The following is an 18,332-nucleotide window of genomic DNA, read 5'->3' as shown; positions in this document are numbered from 1 at the left end:
ACCCGCAATACTGACGTTGGAATATGGGCCAGCGCAGCCTGGCGGCAGCGGCTACAGGGCTGTCTCAGTCGATACCCACGAACCCACCCGTCTGGTGATGCCACAACCGCGCATACAACCCCTGATGCGCCAGCAACTCCTTGTGGCTGCCCAGCTCGACGATGCGCCCCTTCTCCAGCACCACCAGCCGGTCCATCTTGGCGATGGTGGACAAGCGGTGGGCGATGGCGATCACGGTCTTGCCCTGCATCAGGGTTTCCAGGCTTTCCTGGATCGCCGCCTCAACCTCCGAATCCAGCGCCGAGGTGGCTTCGTCCATGATCAGAATCGGCGCGTTCTTCAGTAGCACGCGGGCAATGGCAATGCGCTGGCGCTGGCCGCCGGACAGCTTCACCCCGCGCTCGCCCACGTGGGCGTCCAGGCCCATGCGGCCCTGGGCGTCGGACAGGTGCGGGATGAATTCGTCGGCGCGGGCCTTCACCACCGCGTCCCACAATTGCGCCTCGCTGGCGCCGGGGCGCCCGTACAGCAGGTTCTCGCGGATGGAGCGGTGCAGCAACGAGGTGTCCTGGGTGATCATGCCGATCTGTGCGCGCAGGCTTTCCTGGCTGACCTGGGCGATGTCCTGGCCATCGATCAGGATGCGCCCGCCGGGCAGGTCGTACAGGCGCAGCAGCAGGTTGACCAAGGTGGACTTGCCGGCGCCGGAGGGGCCGATCAGGCCGATTTTCTCGCCGGGGCGGATGTCCAGGGTCAGGCTTTCGATGATCTTGCTGCCCTTGCCGTAGTGGAAGTCGACGTTGTCAAAGCGCACGGCGCCGCGATCGACTTTCAGCGTGGGCGCACTTTTCACGTCAGTGACACTGACCGGCTGGGCGATGGTCTGCAGGCCGTCCTGGACCATGCCGATGTTTTCGAAGATGCCGTTGACCACCCACATGATCCAGCCGGACATGTTGACGATGCGGATCACCAGGCCCGTGGCCAGGGCGATGGCGCCCACCGAGATCAGCGACTGGGTCCACAGCCACAGGGCAAGGCCCGTGGTGCCGACAATCAGCAGACCGTTGAGGGTGGTGATGGCGATGTCCATGCTGGTGATGACGCGGCTGGCCAGCTGGGATTTTTCCGTCTGTTCGCTGATGGCCTCGCGGGCGTAGCGCTGCTCCATGTTGGTGTGGGCGAACAGCTTGAGGGTGGCGATGTTGGTGTAGCCATCCACGATGCGGCCCATCAGCTTGGAGCCGGCATCGGACGATATCACCGAGCGCTCCTTCACCCGCGGCACAAAGTAATACAGGGCGATGATGTAGGCGGCGATCCAGCTGATCAGCGGGATCATCAGCCGCCAGTCCGCTTCGGCGAACAGAATCAATGCACTGATGGCATAGATCAGCACGTGCCACAGCGCATCCACCGCCTGCACCGCCGAGTCGCGCAGGGCGTTGCCGGTTTGCATGATGCGCTGGGCGATGCGCCCGGCGAAGTCGTTCTGGAAGAAATTCAGGCTCTGCTTGAGCACGTAGTTGTGGTTTTGCCAGCGGATCATGCTGGTCATGCCCGGGCTGATGGTCTGGTGCACCAGCAGGTCGTGCAGGCCGACGAATATCGGTCGCAGCACCAGGGCCACCACCGCCATCCACGCCAGTTCCCAGCCGTGGTCGCTGAAGAAATGCACGTTGGGCGTGCCCTGGGCCAGGTCGATGATGCGGCTGAGGTAGTTGAACAGCGCCACCTCGATCAGCGCGCCCACCAGCCCCACCACCAGCAAGGCGGCGAAGCTGGGCCAGACCTGGCGCAGGTAATACACGTAGAAGGCCAGCACCCGGGTGGGCGGCGACTCGGTGGGCGCCTCACGGAAGATATCGATCCACTTTTCAAAACGACGGTAAAGCATGGGGGCGAAAACTCCTGTGTTGGGCCTGGCCTTCAGGTGGTCAGTCGACGCGCTTGGCCGACTTGATCATTACCGGGTCGGAAGGCACGTCCTGCATGCCGCCCTTGGTGGTGGTCGGGGAGTGGACGATCTGGTCGACCACGTCCATGCCACTGACCACTTTGCCGAACACGGCGTAGCCGAAGTCACGGTTGCCGTGGTCGAGGATTTCGTTGTCATTGACGTTGATGAAGAACTGGCTGGTGGCCGAGTTGACGTTGCTGGTGCGTGCCATCGACAGGGTGCCACGCACGTTTTTCAGGCCGTTGTCCGCTTCGTTCTTGATCGGGTCACGGGTCTGCTTTTCGTTCATCTGCGCGGTGAAACCACCACCTTGCACCATGAAGCCGGGGATTACGCGGTGGAAGATGGTGTTGTTGTAGAAGCCGCTGTCCACGTAGGCCAGGAAGTTCTTGCTGCTGATCGGCGCCTTGACCATGTCCAGTTCGATTTCCACCTTGCCGAAGCTGGTGTCCATCAACACGTGGGGGTGCTGGGCGTCGGCAGCCATCAGTTGGCTGGCGAACATCAGGGAGCAGGCGGCGAGGGCGATTTTTTTCAGCATGGGACTCGTTGATCCTTGTGGGTGGCGGACACGCTGGCGAGGAAGTCCTTGAGTGTCCGGTTGAAGAGTTGGGGTTGGTCCAGTGGCGTAGCGTGCCGCGAATTGGCGATGACTGCCAGTTTTGCGTTGGGGATCAGCTTGACGTACTGCTCCTTGAGCGCCACCGGGGTGTAGTCGCGGTCCGCGCTGATGATCAAGGTGGGACAGCGAATCTGCCCGATGCGTTTCTGCACGCCCCAGCCGACGATGGCATTGAAGCTGGCGATATAGGCGTGTTTGTCGTTGCGCGCCCAACGTTCGCTGATCTTGCGCCGCAGCTCGGCTTGCTCGGGCAGCGGGAACAGTTTGCCGCCCAGGCCCTTGCCGATGGCGCCCATGCTGACCACGTGCATGAGTGCCCAGCGCTTGAACCACTGCCAGTAGTCGTCGGGCTTGCGCAGTTTGACTTCGGGGGCGGCGTTGACGATGGTCAGGCTGCGCAGCAGGCCGGGGTAGTCCACGGCCATCTGGAAGCCGGTCATGCCGCCCATGGATAGGCCCACGTAGTGCACGGGGCCGGTGCCCAGGCGCTCCAGCAGCGCGGCAAGGTCGGCGGCGAACCCGGCAATACTGTAGCGCTCGCGGGGTTTGTCGGAGCGGCCATGGCCGCGCAGGTCCACCGCGATCACGCGGTAATGCGGGGCCAGGTCGGGTACCTGGTATTCCCAGTCCGGGGCGCTGGACCCCAGGCCGTGGACCAGCAGCAGGGGTTCACCCTGGCCGTACTCTTCGTAGTGCAACGCGCAACCGTCATGTTCGAAAAAGGCCATGGGCGACTGTCCTGTCAGGCTTGTTGAGGGGCGGCGAAGGGCGCATCCAGGGGCGCGGTGTCGAATTGGCGCAGCAGCTCCACCAGGATCTGCGTGGCCGGGCCCAAGGGTTTGTCCTTGTTGGAGTAAAGATAGAAGGTGGGGTGGCGGCTGCCGCCCTGTTCCAGTGATAAGGGTTTGAGCACGCCTTCGCGCAGCTCGCGTTCGATCAGGTGGCGGGGCAGCCAGGCGAAGCCCAGGCCGCTGGCCACGAAGGTGGCGGCGGTGGCCAGGCTGCCCACGGTCCAGCGCTGTTCGGCGCCCAGCCAGCCGACGTCCCTTGGCTGGTGTCGGCCGCTGTCGCGAATCACTACTTGCAGCTGGCTTTCCAGGTCCTGGAAGCTGAGGTCGCGGTTGAGGCGGTGAAGCGGATGATCGGGATGCGCCACGGCGACAAACTCCACCGCGCTCATCTCGGTCCCCAGGAAGCCGGGGATGCTGTAGCTGCAAATGGCCAGGTCGGCCACGCCTTCGGTCAGCACCTCGTCCACGCCCGACAGCACCTCTTCACGCAGGCGCACACGGCAACCGCGGCTTTGCGGCATGAAGGCGGTCAGGGCGCGTACCAGGCGGGCGCTGGGGTAGGCGGCGTCCACCACCAGGCGTACTTCGGCTTCCCAGCCCTGTTCCATATGGTGCGCCAGGTCTTCGAGCTGGCTGGCGTTTTTCACCAACTGCCGGGAGCGGCGCAGCAGCACGCCGCCGGCCTCGGTGAGAACGGCCTTGCGGCCGTCGATGCGCAGCAGCGGTACGCCCAGCTGGTCTTGCATGCGCGCCACGGTGTAACTGACCGACGACTGGGAACGGTGCAGGGCTTCGGCGGCCTGGGCGAAACCGCCATGGTCGACCACTGCCTGCAAGGTTCGCCACTGATCCAGGGTAACGCGGGGCGCTTTCATCAACAGCTCCTGATGTCCTAAGCTGGCAATTCCTATCTGGAGACTGCCGAATGAAAAGTTTCTGTGCGCTCTTGCTGACGCTGTTGCCTTTGACCGCCTTCGCCTACCCGATAGAGGTAGAAAAACACCTGGCGGGCACTGACATTTCCTACACCACCTATGACACCGCCGGTGACATGGGTTCGATCGATCTGCGCAACGACGGGCCGCAGGCCGCCGAGTGCAAGGTGGTGTTCCGCAACGGCCCCGAGGCCCCGCGCACGCGCAAGGTGCGGGTCGAACCGGGCAAGACGGCGAGTGTCCTGCAACGCTTCAACCGCGACATCCTCAAGCTGCGCCTGACCGTAACCTGCACGTCGGCATAAGCACACAGTGTCAGCGTAGAGGATTTGCTTGCTAAATCAACTTATTTGATAGATTGAAGCGGTTTTTTGCGCTTTTTTATCAAGTATTCGCCGCCTAACATAGCCTCCATCAACTCAACGCAGCCTGATGGAGGCCATGAACATGTCCCGCGTCCAGATCATCGAAAGCAGTGCCCGCAAAGACGGCTCCATCTCGCGTCAGCTGACCGAGCAATTCATCGCCCAATGGCAGGCGGCCCACCCGGCTGACATCGTCAGCGTGCGTGACCTGGCACTCAACCCCGTGCCCCACCTGGATGCCGACCTGCTGGGTGGCTGGATGAAGCCTGAAGCCGAGCGCAGCGCCGAGGAAGTCCAGGCCCTGACCCGCTCCAACGAGCTGACCGAGGAAGTGCTGGCCGCTGACGTGCTGGTACTGGCCGCGCCGATGTACAACTTCGCTATCCCCAGCACCCTCAAGGCCTGGCTCGACCATGTGCTGCGTGCCGGCGTGACCTTCAAGTACACCGCCACCGGCCCCCAAGGCCTGCTGACCGGCAAGCGCGCCATCGTGCTGACCGCGCGCGGCGGCATCTACGCCGGCAGCAGCGCGGACCATCAGGAACCCTACCTGCGTCAGGTACTGGCCTTCATCGGCATCCATGACGTGCAATTTATCCATGCCGAGGGCATGAACCTGGGTGGCGACTTCAGCGAGAAGGGCCTGAACCAGGCCAAGGCTCAGCTGGCCCAGGTGGCTTGATTCATCGATTTATCCGCTGCTTTTTCTGCACTTCCTGCTCCTTGGTGCTTCAACCCGGCCGCGCCCCCACGCGTGCCGGGTTTTTTTATGCCTCCCGCCAAACCTGTAGCCGCTGCCGCCAGGCTGCGCTGGCCTGCGTGAACCCTGAAAATCTTCAGCGAGACACAGGGCCAGCGCAGCCTGCGGCAGCGGCTACAACGGGCGCCGCGGGTTGCCGGGGGGCTGGCAATTGATTAAGGTCGCCGCCTTACGCAAGGGGCACCCATGGGCTATTTACTTCTCGTCACACTGATTCAGGCATTTTCCTTCAACCTTATCGGCGTCTACCTGGCCGGCCACGTGGACAGTTATTTCGCCGTGGTGGCGCGGGTGGTCATTGCCGGGCTGGTGTTCATTCCGTTGACTCACTGGCGCCGCGTGGAGCCAGGGTTCATCCGCTCGATGCTGCTGATCGGTGCGTTGCAGTTCGGCGTCACCTACGTGTGCCTGTACCTGAGCTTCCGCGTGCTGACCGTGCCGGAGGTGCTGCTGTTCACTATCCTCACGCCACTGCACGTGACCCTGATCGAGGATGCCCTCAACCGGCGCTTCAACGCCTGGGCGCTGCTGGCAGCGCTGGTGGCCGTAGCGGGGGCGGCGATCATCCGCTTCGACCGCATCGCCCCGGACTTCTTCATCGGCTTCCTGCTGCTGCAACTGGCCAACTTCACCTACGCCGCAGGCCAGGTGCTGTACAAGCGCCTGATGGTCCGCTACCCCAGTGACCAGCCCCAGTACCGCCGCTTTGGCTACTTCTTCGTCGGCGCCTTGCTGGTGGCATTGCCGGCGTTCCTGGCTTTCGGTAACCCGCAGCATCTGCCGCAAACCACTACGCAGTGGGGCGTGCTGGTGTTCCTCGGGCTGGTGGCCACGGCGCTGGGCATGTACGCCTGGAACAAGGGTGCCAGCCAGGTCAGCGCCGCGACCCTGGCGGTGATGAACAACCTGCACATTCCCACCGGGCTGTTGCTGAACCTGCTGATCTGGAACCAGAGCGAGCCGCTGGGCCGCCTGGCGCTGGGGGGCACGGTGATCCTGGCGTCGCTGTGGATCAGCCGCCGCGGCGCGGTCACTGCTCGCTAGTTGTGGCAGAATCGCCGGGTCGGGCAATCAAGCCCCGGATCGTGGGGTGTGTCTGCGGGGGCGTGAGAATGGATAAAGTCGACAAGCAGATCATCGCAGCATTGAAAGAAGACGCCAGGGTCAGCCTGGCGCAGCTGTCACGCCAGGTGCACAAGTCACGCACGGCGGTGGAGGCGCGGGTACAGAAACTGGTCGACAGCGGCGTGATCCTCGGTTTCACCATCAACGTGGCCGAGCAGGATCGCGGCGACCAGACGGCGTTCCTGATGCTGCAACTGGTGGGCAACAGTTGCCACCTGGTGTTTCCGCAAATCCAGGCGCACGCCGAAATCATCCACGCCTATTCGCTGTTCGGCGATACCGACATGTTGCTGCAGGTCAGCTACCACACCTTCGAAGAACTGATGGCGCTCAAGGACCGTATCCTGGCCCTTGAGCAAGTCAGCGACGTGGTGATCAACCCCGTACTGACCGCCTGGCGCTGACCGTCAGGCGGCCGTGCGTTGCAGGAAATGATGGCGAAGGCCTGGCATGGCTTCGCGCAGCGCACCCACCAATTCCTCCAGCACCTGCTGATTGAAATCTGCCGAGGTATCGCGGTGGCCCAACACCACTGCCACCACCCGCCGGGAAGACTCGGTCAGGCGGTAGTCGTGGGCATCGGCGTCGGTCTTGCCGATGCACGCCAGCAGGTCATCGGCACAGGTGTACACCAGATCGCCCACCGGCACCGCCGCGTCCTTCTTGGCGAACAGCGGGCGAAATTTCATCGGCGCCTGGGCGCGAAACACGTGGATGTCCTCGGCCTGCTCATAGGTGTGCACACCAATGCTCACGCCATGGCGAATGGCGATAGCGTTGTAGGCATCCACCACGTTGTTGATGGAGCGCACGCCCTTGGCGATGAAGGAGCGCAGCAGCTTTTCGTTGGCGGCGGTGGTGGTGGGGTAACCCATCTCTTGCATCTGGCGGGCGAAGCCCTGGTAGACAGGGTTCGCGGCCAGATCGCCCAGGCGTGAGGCGACTTCGTTGAGGTTGTGGGTCAGCAGCGGCACGAAGCAGCTGTCGCGGTTGATTTCGATGTCTTCGATCACCACGGCGCAGGCGTTGCCTGCACCGACGGCGGCGGCACATGGGTTGATGACGAGGCGAGCGGTCATGGGATTCTCACTGGTTCCAGAGCAGGGCACGGATCTGTTCGGCGTGGCGCGCCAGTTGACCGGGGTCGTCGTGGCTTAGCCAGAACAGCCCCGGGCAGGTGGCAAAGTCGATGGTGGCGGGCACATCGTCGCCCGGGCTGATGAAATAGCGATGGCCGCCGTAGCCGGGCACTCTGCCGGCCGCCACCATGCGCTCGTAGCCGGGGCCTTCGAAGGTGGCGTGGTGGTCGGCCCAGAAAAAGCCGATCTTGCCGTGGTGGGTTTGACGTGAATGGCCTGCACCTGCAAGCGCGGGCCGCCCCAGGTAGCTGTCGACGGCCAGCGACAACAGGTCCGGCTGGTACACCTGCTGGAACAGGCGGGGCGCGATGCCGCCATGCAGGCGCGCGCCAGCTTCGATCATCACCGGTCCATCGGCCGACCAGATGATTTCCATGTGCACCGGGCCGACGCTGACCCCCAGGGCGGCGGCGGCCTGGCGGGCGTAATCGATCAGGGGCGCCAGCGCCGCGTCGGCGGGGTCCAGGGTGTCCAGGCTGTCGTACACAAAGGGGCTGCCGTTGCGCTGGATCTTGGTGTATTTGCACACCGAGGCGATGTGGTAGCTGCCGTTGAACGCCACCATGTCCACCACGTATTCCGGGCCGGCGATGAAAGGCTGCAGGACAAAGCCCAGGTTGATCTCGCCCAGGTCGTTTCGCTGATGCCAGCCGGCACTGTCCAGGGCCTGCGCCACGGCTTGGCGGCCGGTGGCGAACACCACGCCCTGAGTGGCGGCGGAATTGATCGGCTTGATCACGTACTGGCGTGTGTCGTCCACCGCCTCCAGCACCGTTGCGATCTGCTCAGGCGCAGTCACCAGGCGGGTGTCGATATGGGCCAGGCCGCGCACAGTGAGGGCCTGCTGCATGGTGAACTTGTTGCGCCGTGCATCACTGCTGGCGGGGTTGTTGCCCTTCAGGCCCAGGTGCTCGGTGAGACGGTCAGCCAGGTGGATAGCCGTTTCGCAACCGGCGATCACCGCCAGCACACCCAGCGCGTCGAGGGTCTGGGCCACTTCGGGGCTCCAGTCCAGCACCTGGGTGAAGTGTTCGGGCACCAGGTCGTGAGTGAAGTGCGGCGGCAGGTCGGGCCGGGAAATCACGGCAATGCAGTTCAGGCCCCGGGCATTGAACAGGGGGGCGTACAGGCTGCCGGTGGAGAACGGGTCGACGATAACGATATGGTTCATTGCAGGTTCCTACTTCGCCGCGATGGCGGTGCGCTGTGCAGGCCAGAGCGTGCGCAGCAAAACGGCGCTGCCGAGCAGAAGGGCGGAGGCGACCATCAGGGCGCGCGCACCTTCGAAGCCCAGCAGGGCCTGGGTGGTGAACAGGGTCAGCAGCATGGGCGCGGCGCCGCTCACCAGCAGGTAGAACAGCGAGCTTTTGGCGGCGATGACATCGGCGGTGCGCGCGTCCGGCGCCGCGTCGATCAGTTGGCGGCGCAACTGGATGCGCAAGCTGTTGATGCAGAAACCCAGCACGAAGGCCGCGCCCATCATCACCCACTCATTGGCGAAGTAGACGATGGCCACGTCGGCGGCAACGATCAGCGCCACGGCGGCATGGCTGCTCAGCCGCACGCGCGGCAACACCGCCGCGCAGAATGCACCCAGCCCGGCCAGGCCGCTGGCGGTGCCGAACAGCGTGGCATTCCAGCCGTTGAGCTTCTGGAAGACGATAGGCACCAGGCTGTTGAAGGCGCCGATGTGGAAACCGATCATGCTCAGTACCACGATCAGCAGGTACAGCTGGCTGCCGAGGCTGACGGTGCCTGCCTGTGACGCCGTTGGCTGGGGGGCTTCCTGGGCGTCGGCCGGGGTGGCGGCCAGCAGCGCGATCGCGCCCAGCGACACGATGGCGGCAACGCTGATGATTTGCAGCGTCTGGTTGACCGGGAACACGTCGACGATCATGCCGCCCAGCAGTGCGCCGCCAAAAGCGCCGATCTGGATGGCGGTCTGCATCAGCCGTGCGGACGTGTCGCTGGTGGTGTGCCCGGCGAGTACCAACTTGGTGTTCTTCGATTCCAGGGTGCTGATGGTGAAGTAGTCCGTGACCCCCACCAGGAACGCGATGCCCAGGAAGCCGATCGGCATCAGCGCCGCCTGGGTGAACGACAGCGCCAGGATGGCGGTGAACACCGTGAGACGGATGCACAGCAGCCGTTTCATGCTCATCTCCACCACAAAATGGCGGCTCAGGTATTGCTCCATGGCATAGGGCACCACCGTGGCGATGCACAGCGTGGCGCCCACCAGGAAGGTGGAACCTGTGGTCTCCAGGCCGAACCACACCATGGCGATGACGATGGCCATGTCCAGGCCGGTGAACAGGGTAACCAGGGTGTAGAACGCCGGTAGCGTGACTTTCTTGTTATTCATGGGTATCACCGTGACGAAGGATGCGCAGCAAGGGCGTGCAGTGTTCTGCCGTCGGAATGACGGTACTCAGGCGTTTGCCCACGCGAACCGTGGGCAGGGCTTTTTTCTCCAGGTTGCACAGGGGGTAGGCGTTGTCGTGCCAGGGGCATATCACCCGCTGGCCGTTTTCCGAGGCATGCCCCAAGTGCAGCGGGCCACCCCGGTGCGGGCATTGGGTCGGCAGCAGGTAGGTGGACTGCGGCTGACGGTTGAGGAAATAGGTCTTGCCACCTACCGCCAGGTACGGCGTGTGGTCGGCATCCAGGGTGATGGATTTCACGGGCTGGCCTCTCAAATCGCGGTGACGGAGTAGGTGCAGGACGCACTGGTGACCTGCGTGCCATGCAGCATGCCCTTGGGAATGATCACGCCTTCCCCGGCACTCAGCTTCAGCGACAACTGCGGGGTAACGACGAACTCCAGCTCGCCGCTTTCCACCCAGAACAGCTCGTTGTTGGCGTGGCTGTGCAGCACCGACACCTCACCCTGGGGCTCGGTGAAATGCGCGTCAGCCGGTTTGCTGCCGTGCAGCATGGCGGCGCGGGCGCGGCAGGCGTCCAGTTCGTCGTGCCACTTGATGTGGGCGTAGAGCTCCTCGTCGGCCTGGTCCTGCAGCAGCCGGAACTCCTCGAAGCCGCGGATCAGGTCGGGAATCACTTGCTTGCCGTACTGGCGGATCATCGGAATGATCAGGCGCTCAAGGGCCATGCGCCCGTGGTGCACATCGATGTGCTGGTGCTCGTCGAAATACTCGGTGGAAACCGCATCGCCGAAGATGTCACGCAGGGCCCGCGACTGGTGCCCGGTGGTCAGCGCCAGGGACGCCTCGGTGTAATACATGGCGCCGATGTAGCGGAAGAATTCGCCGTGGTTGGCCGACACGTAGTGAAAATAGTTGGTCAGCGACAGCGAGCTGGCGGTGTAGAACTGCCAGTAATGGTGCACCTGGCTGTTCAGCCCGGCCTGGTCAAGCAGGGCCTCGAACAGGCTGCTGTGCTTCTTCTTGTCGATGCCGTAGCCGTATTCATCGATGAGGATCTTGAACAGCTCGCTGGTGTGCGCGCCGGCGTTGCCCAGCACGTTGCGGGCCATGGCCGAGGCCTCACTGAGGAAATCGCCGGCGCACTGGATCAGGAAGAAGCGGGCGGCGCGCTGCGGGTCGCGGCTGCCGGTCAGCACTTCGTGCAGCCGGGACGGCGAATGGCCGATGTCCTCGAGCACCTTGTCGGTGTGGGCAATGAAGGACTCTTCGCACCAGGAACCGTTGATGTGCACGTCATCCTTCAGCCAGCCGTAGGTGTGTTCTTCCAGCAACGGCCGCACTTGCTTGCCCAGCGCCATGTTGGCCGGGTCGTAAAAGCCCTTGAATGCCTTCATGTCGAGGCGGTTGGGTGGCTTGGGCAAGAACACCAGGTCCTGCTCGTAGATGTTCAACAGCAGGCGCTGGGCCAGCAGATGTTCCGGGGTGGCCAGGCTATCGCTGGTCATCGGCACGTCCAGCAGCGCCGGGGTGACGTCCTGCGGCCGCAGGGGGCGCTGGTACGGGTGGCTGGTGTAGAACGAGCGCGGCTGGGCGAAGGCCGGGGCGCCGCTGAACTGCAGCAGGGCGTTGATATCCTCGTCGCGCGGGGTGTCGACGGTCTCGCTGGTAAGTGGGGTTGTCCCTAACATCATTGACGCCTTAAGTCCGAAGAACGATGGGCGTGAATGCTATGCGTCGGGGCGGAGGCTGGGCAGTTTGAAAAAAAACCTTTGGCTAGTGAAATTTACTAAAGCGTGGGGGAAGGGATGTAGCCGCTGCCGCCAGGCTGCGTATTGGGAAATGCCCCGGCACGGCATTAACGTCGGTGTCGTCTGCATCGCGACAAAAGTCGGCTCCTACGCCGTCCGTGGTAGGAGCCGGCCTTGGCCGCGATGCAGGCGCCGCAGACAACGAGGTGCACACTTTCCTGCAGCAGCAACTGTCTTGTGGAGGTGCACACTGTGCTAGCCGATGTTTTTTTAGCGTCCTTGAGATCGAGCGCCGCCCGCGCGGCGCTTCGGGGGCAGAGCCCCCTCCCACATTTGTTGCAACGTGCCATGGCCTGGTAGATTGGGGTTGCCAGCCTTGTTGGCCTGGCATTGGATCTGCGGTGCCGATAGCCGCTACTCCCGCGCCAACCCCACCCGCATATCCGCCCCACTAGGCTGCTGAAACACCCCCAACCCAAACTCCGGCATCACCGCCAGCAGATAATCAAACACATCCCCCTGAATCCGCTCGTACTCCGCCCACACGGTGGTACGGGTAAAACAGTAGATCTCCAGCGGCACGCCTTCGCCGCTGGTCTCCATCTGGCGGACCATGCAGGTCATGTTCGGCTGGATGTCGGGGTGGCTTTTCAGGTAGGCCAGGGCGAAGGCGCGGAAGGTGCCCAGGTTGGTCAGGCGGCGGCGGTTGGCCGGCAGGTCGGCGACTTCGCCCTGGGCCTGGTTCCAGCTGCTGACTTCGGCCTGCTTGCGGCCCACGTAGTCGGTCAGCAGGTGGACGCGGGCCAGGTGCTGTTGTTCGTCGTCGGTGAGGAAGCGCACGCCACTGGCATCGATGTGCAGGCTGCGCTTGATGCGGCGGCCGCCGGCCTGTTGCATTCCGCGCCAGTTTTTGAACGACTCGGACATCAGGCGCCAGGTGGGGATGCTGACGATGGTTTTATCGAAGTTCTGCACTTTGACGGTGTGCAGGGTGATGTCCACCACGTCGCCGTCGGCGCCCACCTGGGGCATTTCGATCCAGTCGCCCACGCGCAGCATGTCGTTGCTGGTCAGTTGCACGCTGGCGACGAACGACAGCAGGGTGTCCTTGTACACCAGCAGGATAACCGCCGACATGGCGCCCAGGCCCGACAGCAGCAACAGCGGCGAGCGGTCGATCAGGGTGGCGACGATGATGATGGCGGCGAAGATGTACAGGATCATCTTCGCCAGTTGCACGTAACCTTTGATGGAGCGGGTGCGGGCGTGCTCGGTGCGTGCGTAGATGTCCAGCAGGGCGTTGAGCAGGGCGCCCAGGGCCAGCACCATGAACAGGATGGTCACGGCCAGGGCCAGGTTGCCGATGAAATGCTGGGTCTTGTCGCTGAGCACCGGCACCAGGTTGAGGCCGAACTGGATGACCAGCGACGGCACGGCCTGGGCCAGGCGGTGGAAGACCTTGTTGTGCAGCAGGTCGTTGAGCCAGTGCAGTGCCGGCTGTCGGCCCAGCAGCTTCATGGCGTGCAGCACCAGGAAGCGCGCCAGCCGCCCCAGCACCAGGGCGATGACCAGCAGCAGGGTCAGGCTGATGCCGGCGTCCAGCAGTGGATGTTGGTCGAGAGCGCCCCACAAGGCCTGCGCCTGGAGCCAGAGGTGTTGAATATCCATGGGTTGCAGCCGGTGTCCAGTGTCGAATCGGCCGACCATTAAAGCCCATCGCCAAAAAAAAATGACGATAAGTACGTTACAGGACGTAAAGAAATTCGGCTTATTGCGCCACAAACCGTTACGCTATGCAGTTGAATTTATGCACTTCGCCGAGGTAACACCCGTGTTTTCCCAATTCCCCTTGCATGAACGCCTGCTCAAAGCCGTGGCCGAGCTGAATTTCGTCGAGCCTACACCGGTGCAGGTAGCGGCCATCCCGCTGGCAGTGCAAGGGCGTGACCTGCGGGTGACGGCGCAGACCGGCAGCGGCAAGACCGCCGCTTTCGTACTGCCCATCCTCAATCGGCTGATCGGCCCGGCCAAGGTGCGCGTGGAAATTCGCGCGGTGATCCTGCTGCCGACCCGCGAACTGGCCCAGCAGACCCTGAAGGAAGTGGAGCGTTTCTCGCAGTTCACCTTCATCAAGTCCGGCCTGATCACTGGCGGCGAAGACTTCAAGGTGCAGGCTGCCATGCTGCGCAAGGTGCCGGACATCCTGATCGGTACCCCGGGCCGCCTGCTGGAGCACCTGAACGCCGGCAACCTGGACCTGAAAAAGGTTGAAGTGCTGGTGCTGGACGAAGCCGACCGCATGCTGGACATGGGCTTCTCCGAAGACGTGACGCGCCTGAGCGAGGAGTGCAAGGACCGCGCCCAGACCCTGCTGTTCTCCGCCACCACCGGCGGCGCCGGCCTGCGTGACATGATGAGCAAAGTGCTGAAAGACCCTGAGCACCTGCTGATCAACAACGTCAGCCAACTGGCCGAAGGCACCCGTCAGCAGATCGTCACCGCTGACCACAACGTGCACAAGGAACAGATTCTCAACTGGCTGCTGGCCAACGAGACCTACCAGAAGGCCATTATCTTCACCAACACCCGTGCCATGGCCGACCGTATCTACGGTCGCCTGGTGGCCCAGGAATACAAGGCGTTCGTGCTGCACGGCGACAAGGACCAGAAGGACCGCAAGCTGGCCATCGACCGCCTCAAGCAGGGCGGCGTCAAGATTCTGGTCGCCACCGACGTTGCCGCCCGCGGCCTGGACGTTGACGGCCTGGACCTGGTGATCAACTTCGACATGCCGCGCAGTGGCGATGACTACGTGCACCGTATCGGCCGTACTGGCCGTGCGGGCGCCGAAGGCCTGGCCATCTCGCTGATCTGCCACGGTGACTGGAACCTGATGTCCAGCATCGAGCGCTATCTGAAGCAGAAATTCGAGCGCCGGGTGATCAAGGAAGTGAAGGGCACCTACGCAGGTCCCAAGAAGGTCAAGGCCTCGGGCAAGGCCGTGGGCGTGAAGAAGAAAAAGACCGACGGCAAGAAAGGCGACAAGAAAACCGCCGCCAAGGGCCCGACCAAGCGCAAGACGGTCAACAAGCCCAAGTCTGATCAGTTGGTCAGCGCCGACGGCATGGCGCCGCTGAAACGCCGCAAGCCAGCCCCAGACGCTGAGTAACCTGTAGCCGCTGCCGCCAGGCTGCGCTGGCCTTCAACCTCGCTGGAAATCTCCAGTGTGGACGAGGGCCAGCGCAGCCTGGCGGCAGCGGCTACGGCGTTTGGCTTCAGGAGTCAGCTTTTTTGCTGGCCTGACCCAGCTCCTGCAGCCGCTTGTCGATCAACTGGCACTTGTCCGGCAAGTCCTTGCTGGCGGTGTCCAATTTCATCCCTTGCAACTCATCATTAATTTCCTTGGCTTTCTGCGGATTCTGCTGCGTCAGCCTGGCCACTTCCTGTGCCAGTTGCTCACGCTTGGCCGTGGCCTCCTCCGGAGTACAGGCCAGGCAGTTCAAGCTCATCAGCAGCATGAACAGCCCGGCAACGCTCGATACCGTCTTCATCTTCACATCTCCTGCCGCAATATCCGGTGGAGCCTGGCGGCTGGGCTAAAGTTCAGCGTGAACGGCTGCGCGGCGCACAGGTCACAACCTGTGTAAGCCCTTTCACTCTGGTGTCGGAGGTTGCTAAGGATGACAACGTATAACTGGGATTTGATCGAACGCCTGCTTCACGAGGTGCAGAACGGTGCAGGCCGCATTTTCACGCCGCGCCCCTACGCCGAACAGCATGCTGCCCAACTGGCCGCCGAGGGTGAAGCACCGGGTAATCTTGATCACCTCAAGGCGCTGGCGGGCGAGTACGAGAAACTGTTGCTGGGGCGTGGCTACATTGAGCCCCGGCCGCCAGAGGAGGGCGGCAATGGCGAGAACTATGTGCTGACACCGCGCGGCTCCAGCCTGCTGAGCCTGATCGACAGCAGCATCCCTGGCCATGATCACCCACGCCAAGTGCTTGACGAGCAGGAGGACGCCCTGCTGCCGGATATCTTCGATGAGGTGGCCGGCAAAGCGCAGATTGCCGGCGGTTCGGTGTAATGACGCCATTTATCGGACACCGACTAAATTTGCCGGTACTTGAGACGTTTTGACGCACATTGCCCGATGCGCATGATGGCAATCCGGACTATGATCTGAACTAGGCGGGGAAAGATTTGACCCGTCGCTCAGGTTTACCCTAAGGGGGGCTCTATGAACCGCACTCTGTATAACTGGCTCCACGACCTTGGCGTTGCCCTGGGCCTGATTCCGCCGCCGTTGCAGCCAATTCCCATCCCGACCGAAGACAAAAACCGCCGCCAGCCGCGCCGCTAGCCTGTAGCCGCTGCCGCCAGGCTGCGCTGGCCCTGAAGTTCACCGAGTACCCCAGTGAACCAGAAGGCCAGCGCAGCCTGCGCCATGGGCTACGGAGTAAGGCTTTCCAGAAACTTCCTTAGATCGTTGGCCGTGACTGCCTGGGCCAGCAGTCTGTCTTCATCGGCCGTAAAAGCAGTCAGCCCGAACTCATCCTCCAGCTTTGCAATCAGATCCATGATCTCCCGCTTGTCCAAGCCCAGGGACTCAAGGCTCGCATCCTCGGAAAAATCACGATTGCCCAATGCTTCTTGAGCAAAATGGCGCACGGCTTTGCGAATTCCACGAATTGGCATGGTGGCTTCCCCTACGCTTGCGCGCGGTCATGGGGATTCATCCGATGAATCACACGGCTGAGATCATTGATGGTACTGACGTGAGGCAGGACCCGCTCCGGGTCCAGGGGGATGCCGAACACCGATTCCAGGCGGCGGAACAGTTCGGTCAGGTCCAGCCGCGGTGTGTCGCAATGCTGTGCGGCCAGTTGTTGTTCGATGGTGCTGTGGATGTAAAGCTGGATATCGGTGTGGTTCATGGCAGACCTTGAATGCGTTCACGCGTCGTTCAGCAATTCATTTGCGGTACTGTCAGAACAACAGCGGCCCTTCCTTTGAAATAGCCGCATCTGCATGGGATGCGGCGTTTTTCAGTAGCTTAGGCCAGTTTCGCCGCCAGTGCAGGCCAACGTGACAAAAGGCTGACAACCACGAAGCTCACCAATCCGACTGCCAGACTGTAGTAGATGGGCGTGTTGGCATCCAGGCCATCCTTGAACATGAACACCAGCGCCGTGATGAAGCCCAGCGTCATGCTGCAGAGGGCGCCGGAGGTGGTCGCGCGCTTCCAGAAGATCGCGCCGATCAGCGGGATCAGCATGCCGCCCACCAGCAGGTTGTAGGCCAGGGTCAGGGCGCTGATCACGTCGCTCACCACCAGGGCGATGCCCAGCACCGCGATGCCGGTCAGCAGGGTGAACAGGCGGTTGATGCCCAGGCTCGACTGCTTGCCGCCGCGCAGCTTGGGCAGCAGGTCTTCGGTCAGCACCGTGGAGGCGGCCAGCAGGCCTGCGCTGGCGGTGGACATCATCGCCGCCAGGGCGGCGGCAATCACCAGGCCGCGGATGCCGTCAGGCAGGCTGGCCTTGACGATGGCGGCGAAGGCGTTGTTGACGTTGTCCAGGTCAGGCAGCAGCACGTGGGCGGCCATGCCGATCAGGGCGCAGGCCAGGCCGTAGACAATGCAGTACAAGCCGGCGGTGGTGCCGGCGTACACGGCCACTTTCTCGTTCTTGGCGGTGAACACCCGTTGCCAGATGTCCTGGCCGATCAGAATGCCGAAGAAGTAGATCATGAAGTAGGTGATGATGGTGTCCCAGCCGATGCTGGTGAAGCTGAAGCTGGACGCCGGCAGCTTGGCCACCAATTCGTCCCAGCCGCCTACCCGGTACAGGCAGATGGGCAGCAGGATGAACATCAGTCCGACGGTCTTGATCACGAACTGGACGATGTCGGTCAGGGTCAGCGACCACATGCCGCCGATGGTCGAATACACCACCACCACACCGCCCCCGGCCAGCACCGACAGCCAGAAGGGCAGGCCGAACAGCACTTGCAGCACCGTGCCGATGGCCAGGATCGAGGTGACGCCGATCATCAGCGCGTAGGCCAGCATGATCACTGCGCTGGCCTGGCGGGCCATGGGGTTGTAGCGCTTTTCCAGCACCTGGGTGACGGTGAAGATCTTTAGCTTGAGCAGCGGCTTGGCCAGGAACAGGTTCAGGGCAACGATGCCCAGGCCCAGCGCGGCGCACAGCCAGAAGCCGGAAATGCCGTGCACATAGCCCAACCGCACAGTGCCGACCGTGGACGCGCCGCCCAGTACGGTGGCGGCCATGGTGCCCATGTACAGCGACGGGCCCAGGTTGCGGCCGGCCACCAGGTAGTCTTCATGGGTTTTTGCCTTGCGCATGCCGTACCAGCCGAGCAGCAGCATGCCTGCCGCGTAGATCGCGACGACGAAAATATCCAGAGCCATGGGGAGTTTCTCCGATCTTATTGTGTGCGTAGCCGCTGCCGCAGGCTGCGCTGGCCCCTGAGTTCA

General features: G+C 63.0%; 21 protein-coding genes. 7 read left to right on the top strand and 14 right to left on the bottom strand.

Features of this window, described 5'->3' with window-relative positions:
• Positions 1 to 64: 64 nt before the first annotated feature.
• Genes ACZ9GA_RS21485 through ACZ9GA_RS21470 form a run of 4 tightly spaced genes read right to left on the bottom strand, consistent with a single transcriptional unit; the run spans position 65 to position 4,248 of the window.
• Positions 65 to 1,897: an ABC transporter ATP-binding protein gene (locus tag ACZ9GA_RS21485; protein ID WP_457360848.1), complete on the bottom strand. Its 1,833-nt coding sequence runs from the start codon at positions 1,895 to 1,897 to the stop codon at positions 65 to 67.
• A 40-nt stretch (positions 1,898 to 1,937) separates the two neighbouring features.
• Positions 1,938 to 2,501: a peptidylprolyl isomerase gene (locus ACZ9GA_RS21480; protein WP_457360849.1), complete on the bottom strand. Its 564-nt coding sequence runs from the start codon at positions 2,499 to 2,501 to the stop codon at positions 1,938 to 1,940.
• The gene (locus ACZ9GA_RS21475) at positions 2,495 to 3,310 is read right to left on the bottom strand and encodes an alpha/beta fold hydrolase (protein ID WP_457360850.1); all 816 of its coding nucleotides are present in this window, start codon (positions 3,308 to 3,310) and stop codon (positions 2,495 to 2,497) included. The genes ACZ9GA_RS21480 and ACZ9GA_RS21475 overlap by 7 nt, the downstream gene beginning before the upstream one ends.
• Before the next feature lie 14 nt (positions 3,311 to 3,324).
• Entirely contained in the window at positions 3,325 to 4,248 is a 924-nt protein-coding gene (locus ACZ9GA_RS21470) for a LysR family transcriptional regulator (RefSeq protein WP_457360851.1), read from the bottom strand.
• A gap of 50 nt (positions 4,249 to 4,298) precedes the next feature.
• Here ACZ9GA_RS21470 and ACZ9GA_RS21465 point away from each other — a divergent pair, with 50 nt between their 5' ends.
• The 4 genes from ACZ9GA_RS21465 to ACZ9GA_RS21450 all read left to right on the top strand — a co-directional run bounded on the left by ACZ9GA_RS21465 (position 4,299) and on the right by ACZ9GA_RS21450 (position 6,962).
• Complete coding sequence (locus ACZ9GA_RS21465; protein WP_027977261.1) at positions 4,299 to 4,613, top strand: hypothetical protein; 315 nt, start codon at positions 4,299 to 4,301, stop codon at positions 4,611 to 4,613.
• Between the two features lie 142 nt (positions 4,614 to 4,755).
• Positions 4,756 to 5,355, top strand: coding sequence for an FMN-dependent NADH-azoreductase (locus tag ACZ9GA_RS21460; protein ID WP_457360852.1), 600 nt, complete (start codon positions 4,756 to 4,758; stop codon positions 5,353 to 5,355).
• Positions 5,356 to 5,619: 264 nt separating this feature from the next.
• Positions 5,620 to 6,477 carry a carboxylate/amino acid/amine transporter gene (locus ACZ9GA_RS21455; RefSeq protein ID WP_457360853.1) on the top strand — a complete coding sequence of 286 codons (858 nt, stop codon included), beginning with the start codon at positions 5,620 to 5,622 and terminating at the stop codon, positions 6,475 to 6,477.
• A 68-nt stretch (positions 6,478 to 6,545) separates the two neighbouring features.
• The gene (locus ACZ9GA_RS21450; RefSeq protein WP_457360854.1) at positions 6,546 to 6,962 is read left to right on the top strand and encodes an Lrp/AsnC family transcriptional regulator; all 417 of its coding nucleotides are present in this window, start codon (positions 6,546 to 6,548) and stop codon (positions 6,960 to 6,962) included.
• A gap of 3 nt (positions 6,963 to 6,965) precedes the next feature.
• On the opposite strand, the gene ACZ9GA_RS21445 is transcribed toward ACZ9GA_RS21450, so the two are convergent.
• The 6 genes from ACZ9GA_RS21445 to ACZ9GA_RS21420 form a co-directional block, all read right to left on the bottom strand.
• Positions 6,966 to 7,637, bottom strand: coding sequence for a phenylalanine--tRNA ligase beta subunit-related protein (locus tag ACZ9GA_RS21445; protein WP_457360855.1), 672 nt, complete (start codon positions 7,635 to 7,637; stop codon positions 6,966 to 6,968).
• A 7-nt stretch (positions 7,638 to 7,644) separates the two neighbouring features.
• On the bottom strand, positions 7,645 to 8,868 hold the full coding sequence (locus ACZ9GA_RS21440; protein ID WP_457360856.1) for an ATP-grasp domain-containing protein: 1,224 nt from the start codon (positions 8,866 to 8,868) through the stop codon (positions 7,645 to 7,647).
• 9 nt (positions 8,869 to 8,877) lie between these two features.
• Complete coding sequence (locus ACZ9GA_RS21435; protein WP_457360857.1) at positions 8,878 to 10,062, bottom strand: MFS transporter; 1,185 nt, start codon at positions 10,060 to 10,062, stop codon at positions 8,878 to 8,880.
• On the bottom strand, positions 10,055 to 10,381 hold the full coding sequence (locus ACZ9GA_RS21430) for a Rieske 2Fe-2S domain-containing protein (protein WP_457360858.1): 327 nt from the start codon (positions 10,379 to 10,381) through the stop codon (positions 10,055 to 10,057). The genes ACZ9GA_RS21435 and ACZ9GA_RS21430 overlap by 8 nt, the downstream gene beginning before the upstream one ends.
• 11 nt (positions 10,382 to 10,392) lie before the next feature.
• Positions 10,393 to 11,772 (bottom strand): iron-containing redox enzyme family protein, encoded by a 1,380-nt coding sequence (locus ACZ9GA_RS21425; RefSeq protein WP_457360859.1) that lies wholly within the window; start codon positions 11,770 to 11,772, stop codon positions 10,393 to 10,395.
• A gap of 474 nt (positions 11,773 to 12,246) precedes the next feature.
• Positions 12,247 to 13,500 (bottom strand): mechanosensitive ion channel family protein, encoded by a 1,254-nt coding sequence (locus tag ACZ9GA_RS21420; protein ID WP_457360860.1) that lies wholly within the window; start codon positions 13,498 to 13,500, stop codon positions 12,247 to 12,249.
• A gap of 163 nt (positions 13,501 to 13,663) precedes the next feature.
• Here ACZ9GA_RS21420 and ACZ9GA_RS21415 point away from each other — a divergent pair, with 163 nt between their 5' ends.
• Positions 13,664 to 15,001, top strand: a complete 1,338-nt coding sequence (locus ACZ9GA_RS21415) for a DEAD/DEAH box helicase (protein ID WP_457360861.1) — start codon at positions 13,664 to 13,666, stop codon at positions 14,999 to 15,001.
• 106 nt (positions 15,002 to 15,107) lie between these two features.
• Here the strand turns inward: ACZ9GA_RS21415 and ACZ9GA_RS21410 are convergent, their stop codons facing one another.
• Entirely contained in the window at positions 15,108 to 15,383 is a 276-nt protein-coding gene (locus ACZ9GA_RS21410) for a hypothetical protein (protein WP_457360862.1), read from the bottom strand.
• 129 nt (positions 15,384 to 15,512) lie between these two features.
• On the opposite strand from ACZ9GA_RS21410, the gene ACZ9GA_RS21405 reads away from it, so the two are divergent.
• The gene (locus tag ACZ9GA_RS21405) at positions 15,513 to 15,917 is read left to right on the top strand and encodes a transcriptional regulator (protein ID WP_457360863.1); all 405 of its coding nucleotides are present in this window, start codon (positions 15,513 to 15,515) and stop codon (positions 15,915 to 15,917) included.
• A gap of 153 nt (positions 15,918 to 16,070) precedes the next feature.
• Positions 16,071 to 16,193 carry a PA1414 family protein gene (locus ACZ9GA_RS21400; RefSeq protein ID WP_455921346.1) on the top strand — a complete coding sequence of 41 codons (123 nt, stop codon included), beginning with the start codon at positions 16,071 to 16,073 and terminating at the stop codon, positions 16,191 to 16,193.
• Between the two features lie 89 nt (positions 16,194 to 16,282).
• Here the strand turns inward: ACZ9GA_RS21400 and ACZ9GA_RS21395 are convergent, their stop codons facing one another.
• The 3 genes from ACZ9GA_RS21395 to ACZ9GA_RS21385 form a co-directional block, all read right to left on the bottom strand.
• Positions 16,283 to 16,528, bottom strand: coding sequence for an acyl carrier protein (locus ACZ9GA_RS21395; RefSeq protein ID WP_457360864.1), 246 nt, complete (start codon positions 16,526 to 16,528; stop codon positions 16,283 to 16,285).
• Positions 16,529 to 16,539: 11 nt separating this feature from the next.
• Positions 16,540 to 16,767: a hypothetical protein gene (locus ACZ9GA_RS21390; protein WP_457360865.1), complete on the bottom strand. Its 228-nt coding sequence runs from the start codon at positions 16,765 to 16,767 to the stop codon at positions 16,540 to 16,542.
• A gap of 119 nt (positions 16,768 to 16,886) precedes the next feature.
• On the bottom strand, positions 16,887 to 18,266 hold the full coding sequence (locus ACZ9GA_RS21385) for a sodium:solute symporter family protein (RefSeq protein WP_457360866.1): 1,380 nt from the start codon (positions 18,264 to 18,266) through the stop codon (positions 16,887 to 16,889).
• Between the last annotated feature and the right edge of the window lie 66 nt (positions 18,267 to 18,332).

It is taken from the genome of Pseudomonas sp. TE3644 (assembly GCF_056278815.1).
The sequence above is the reverse complement of the archived record's forward strand: the minus strand, read 5'-3'. Positions and strand labels throughout refer to the sequence as shown.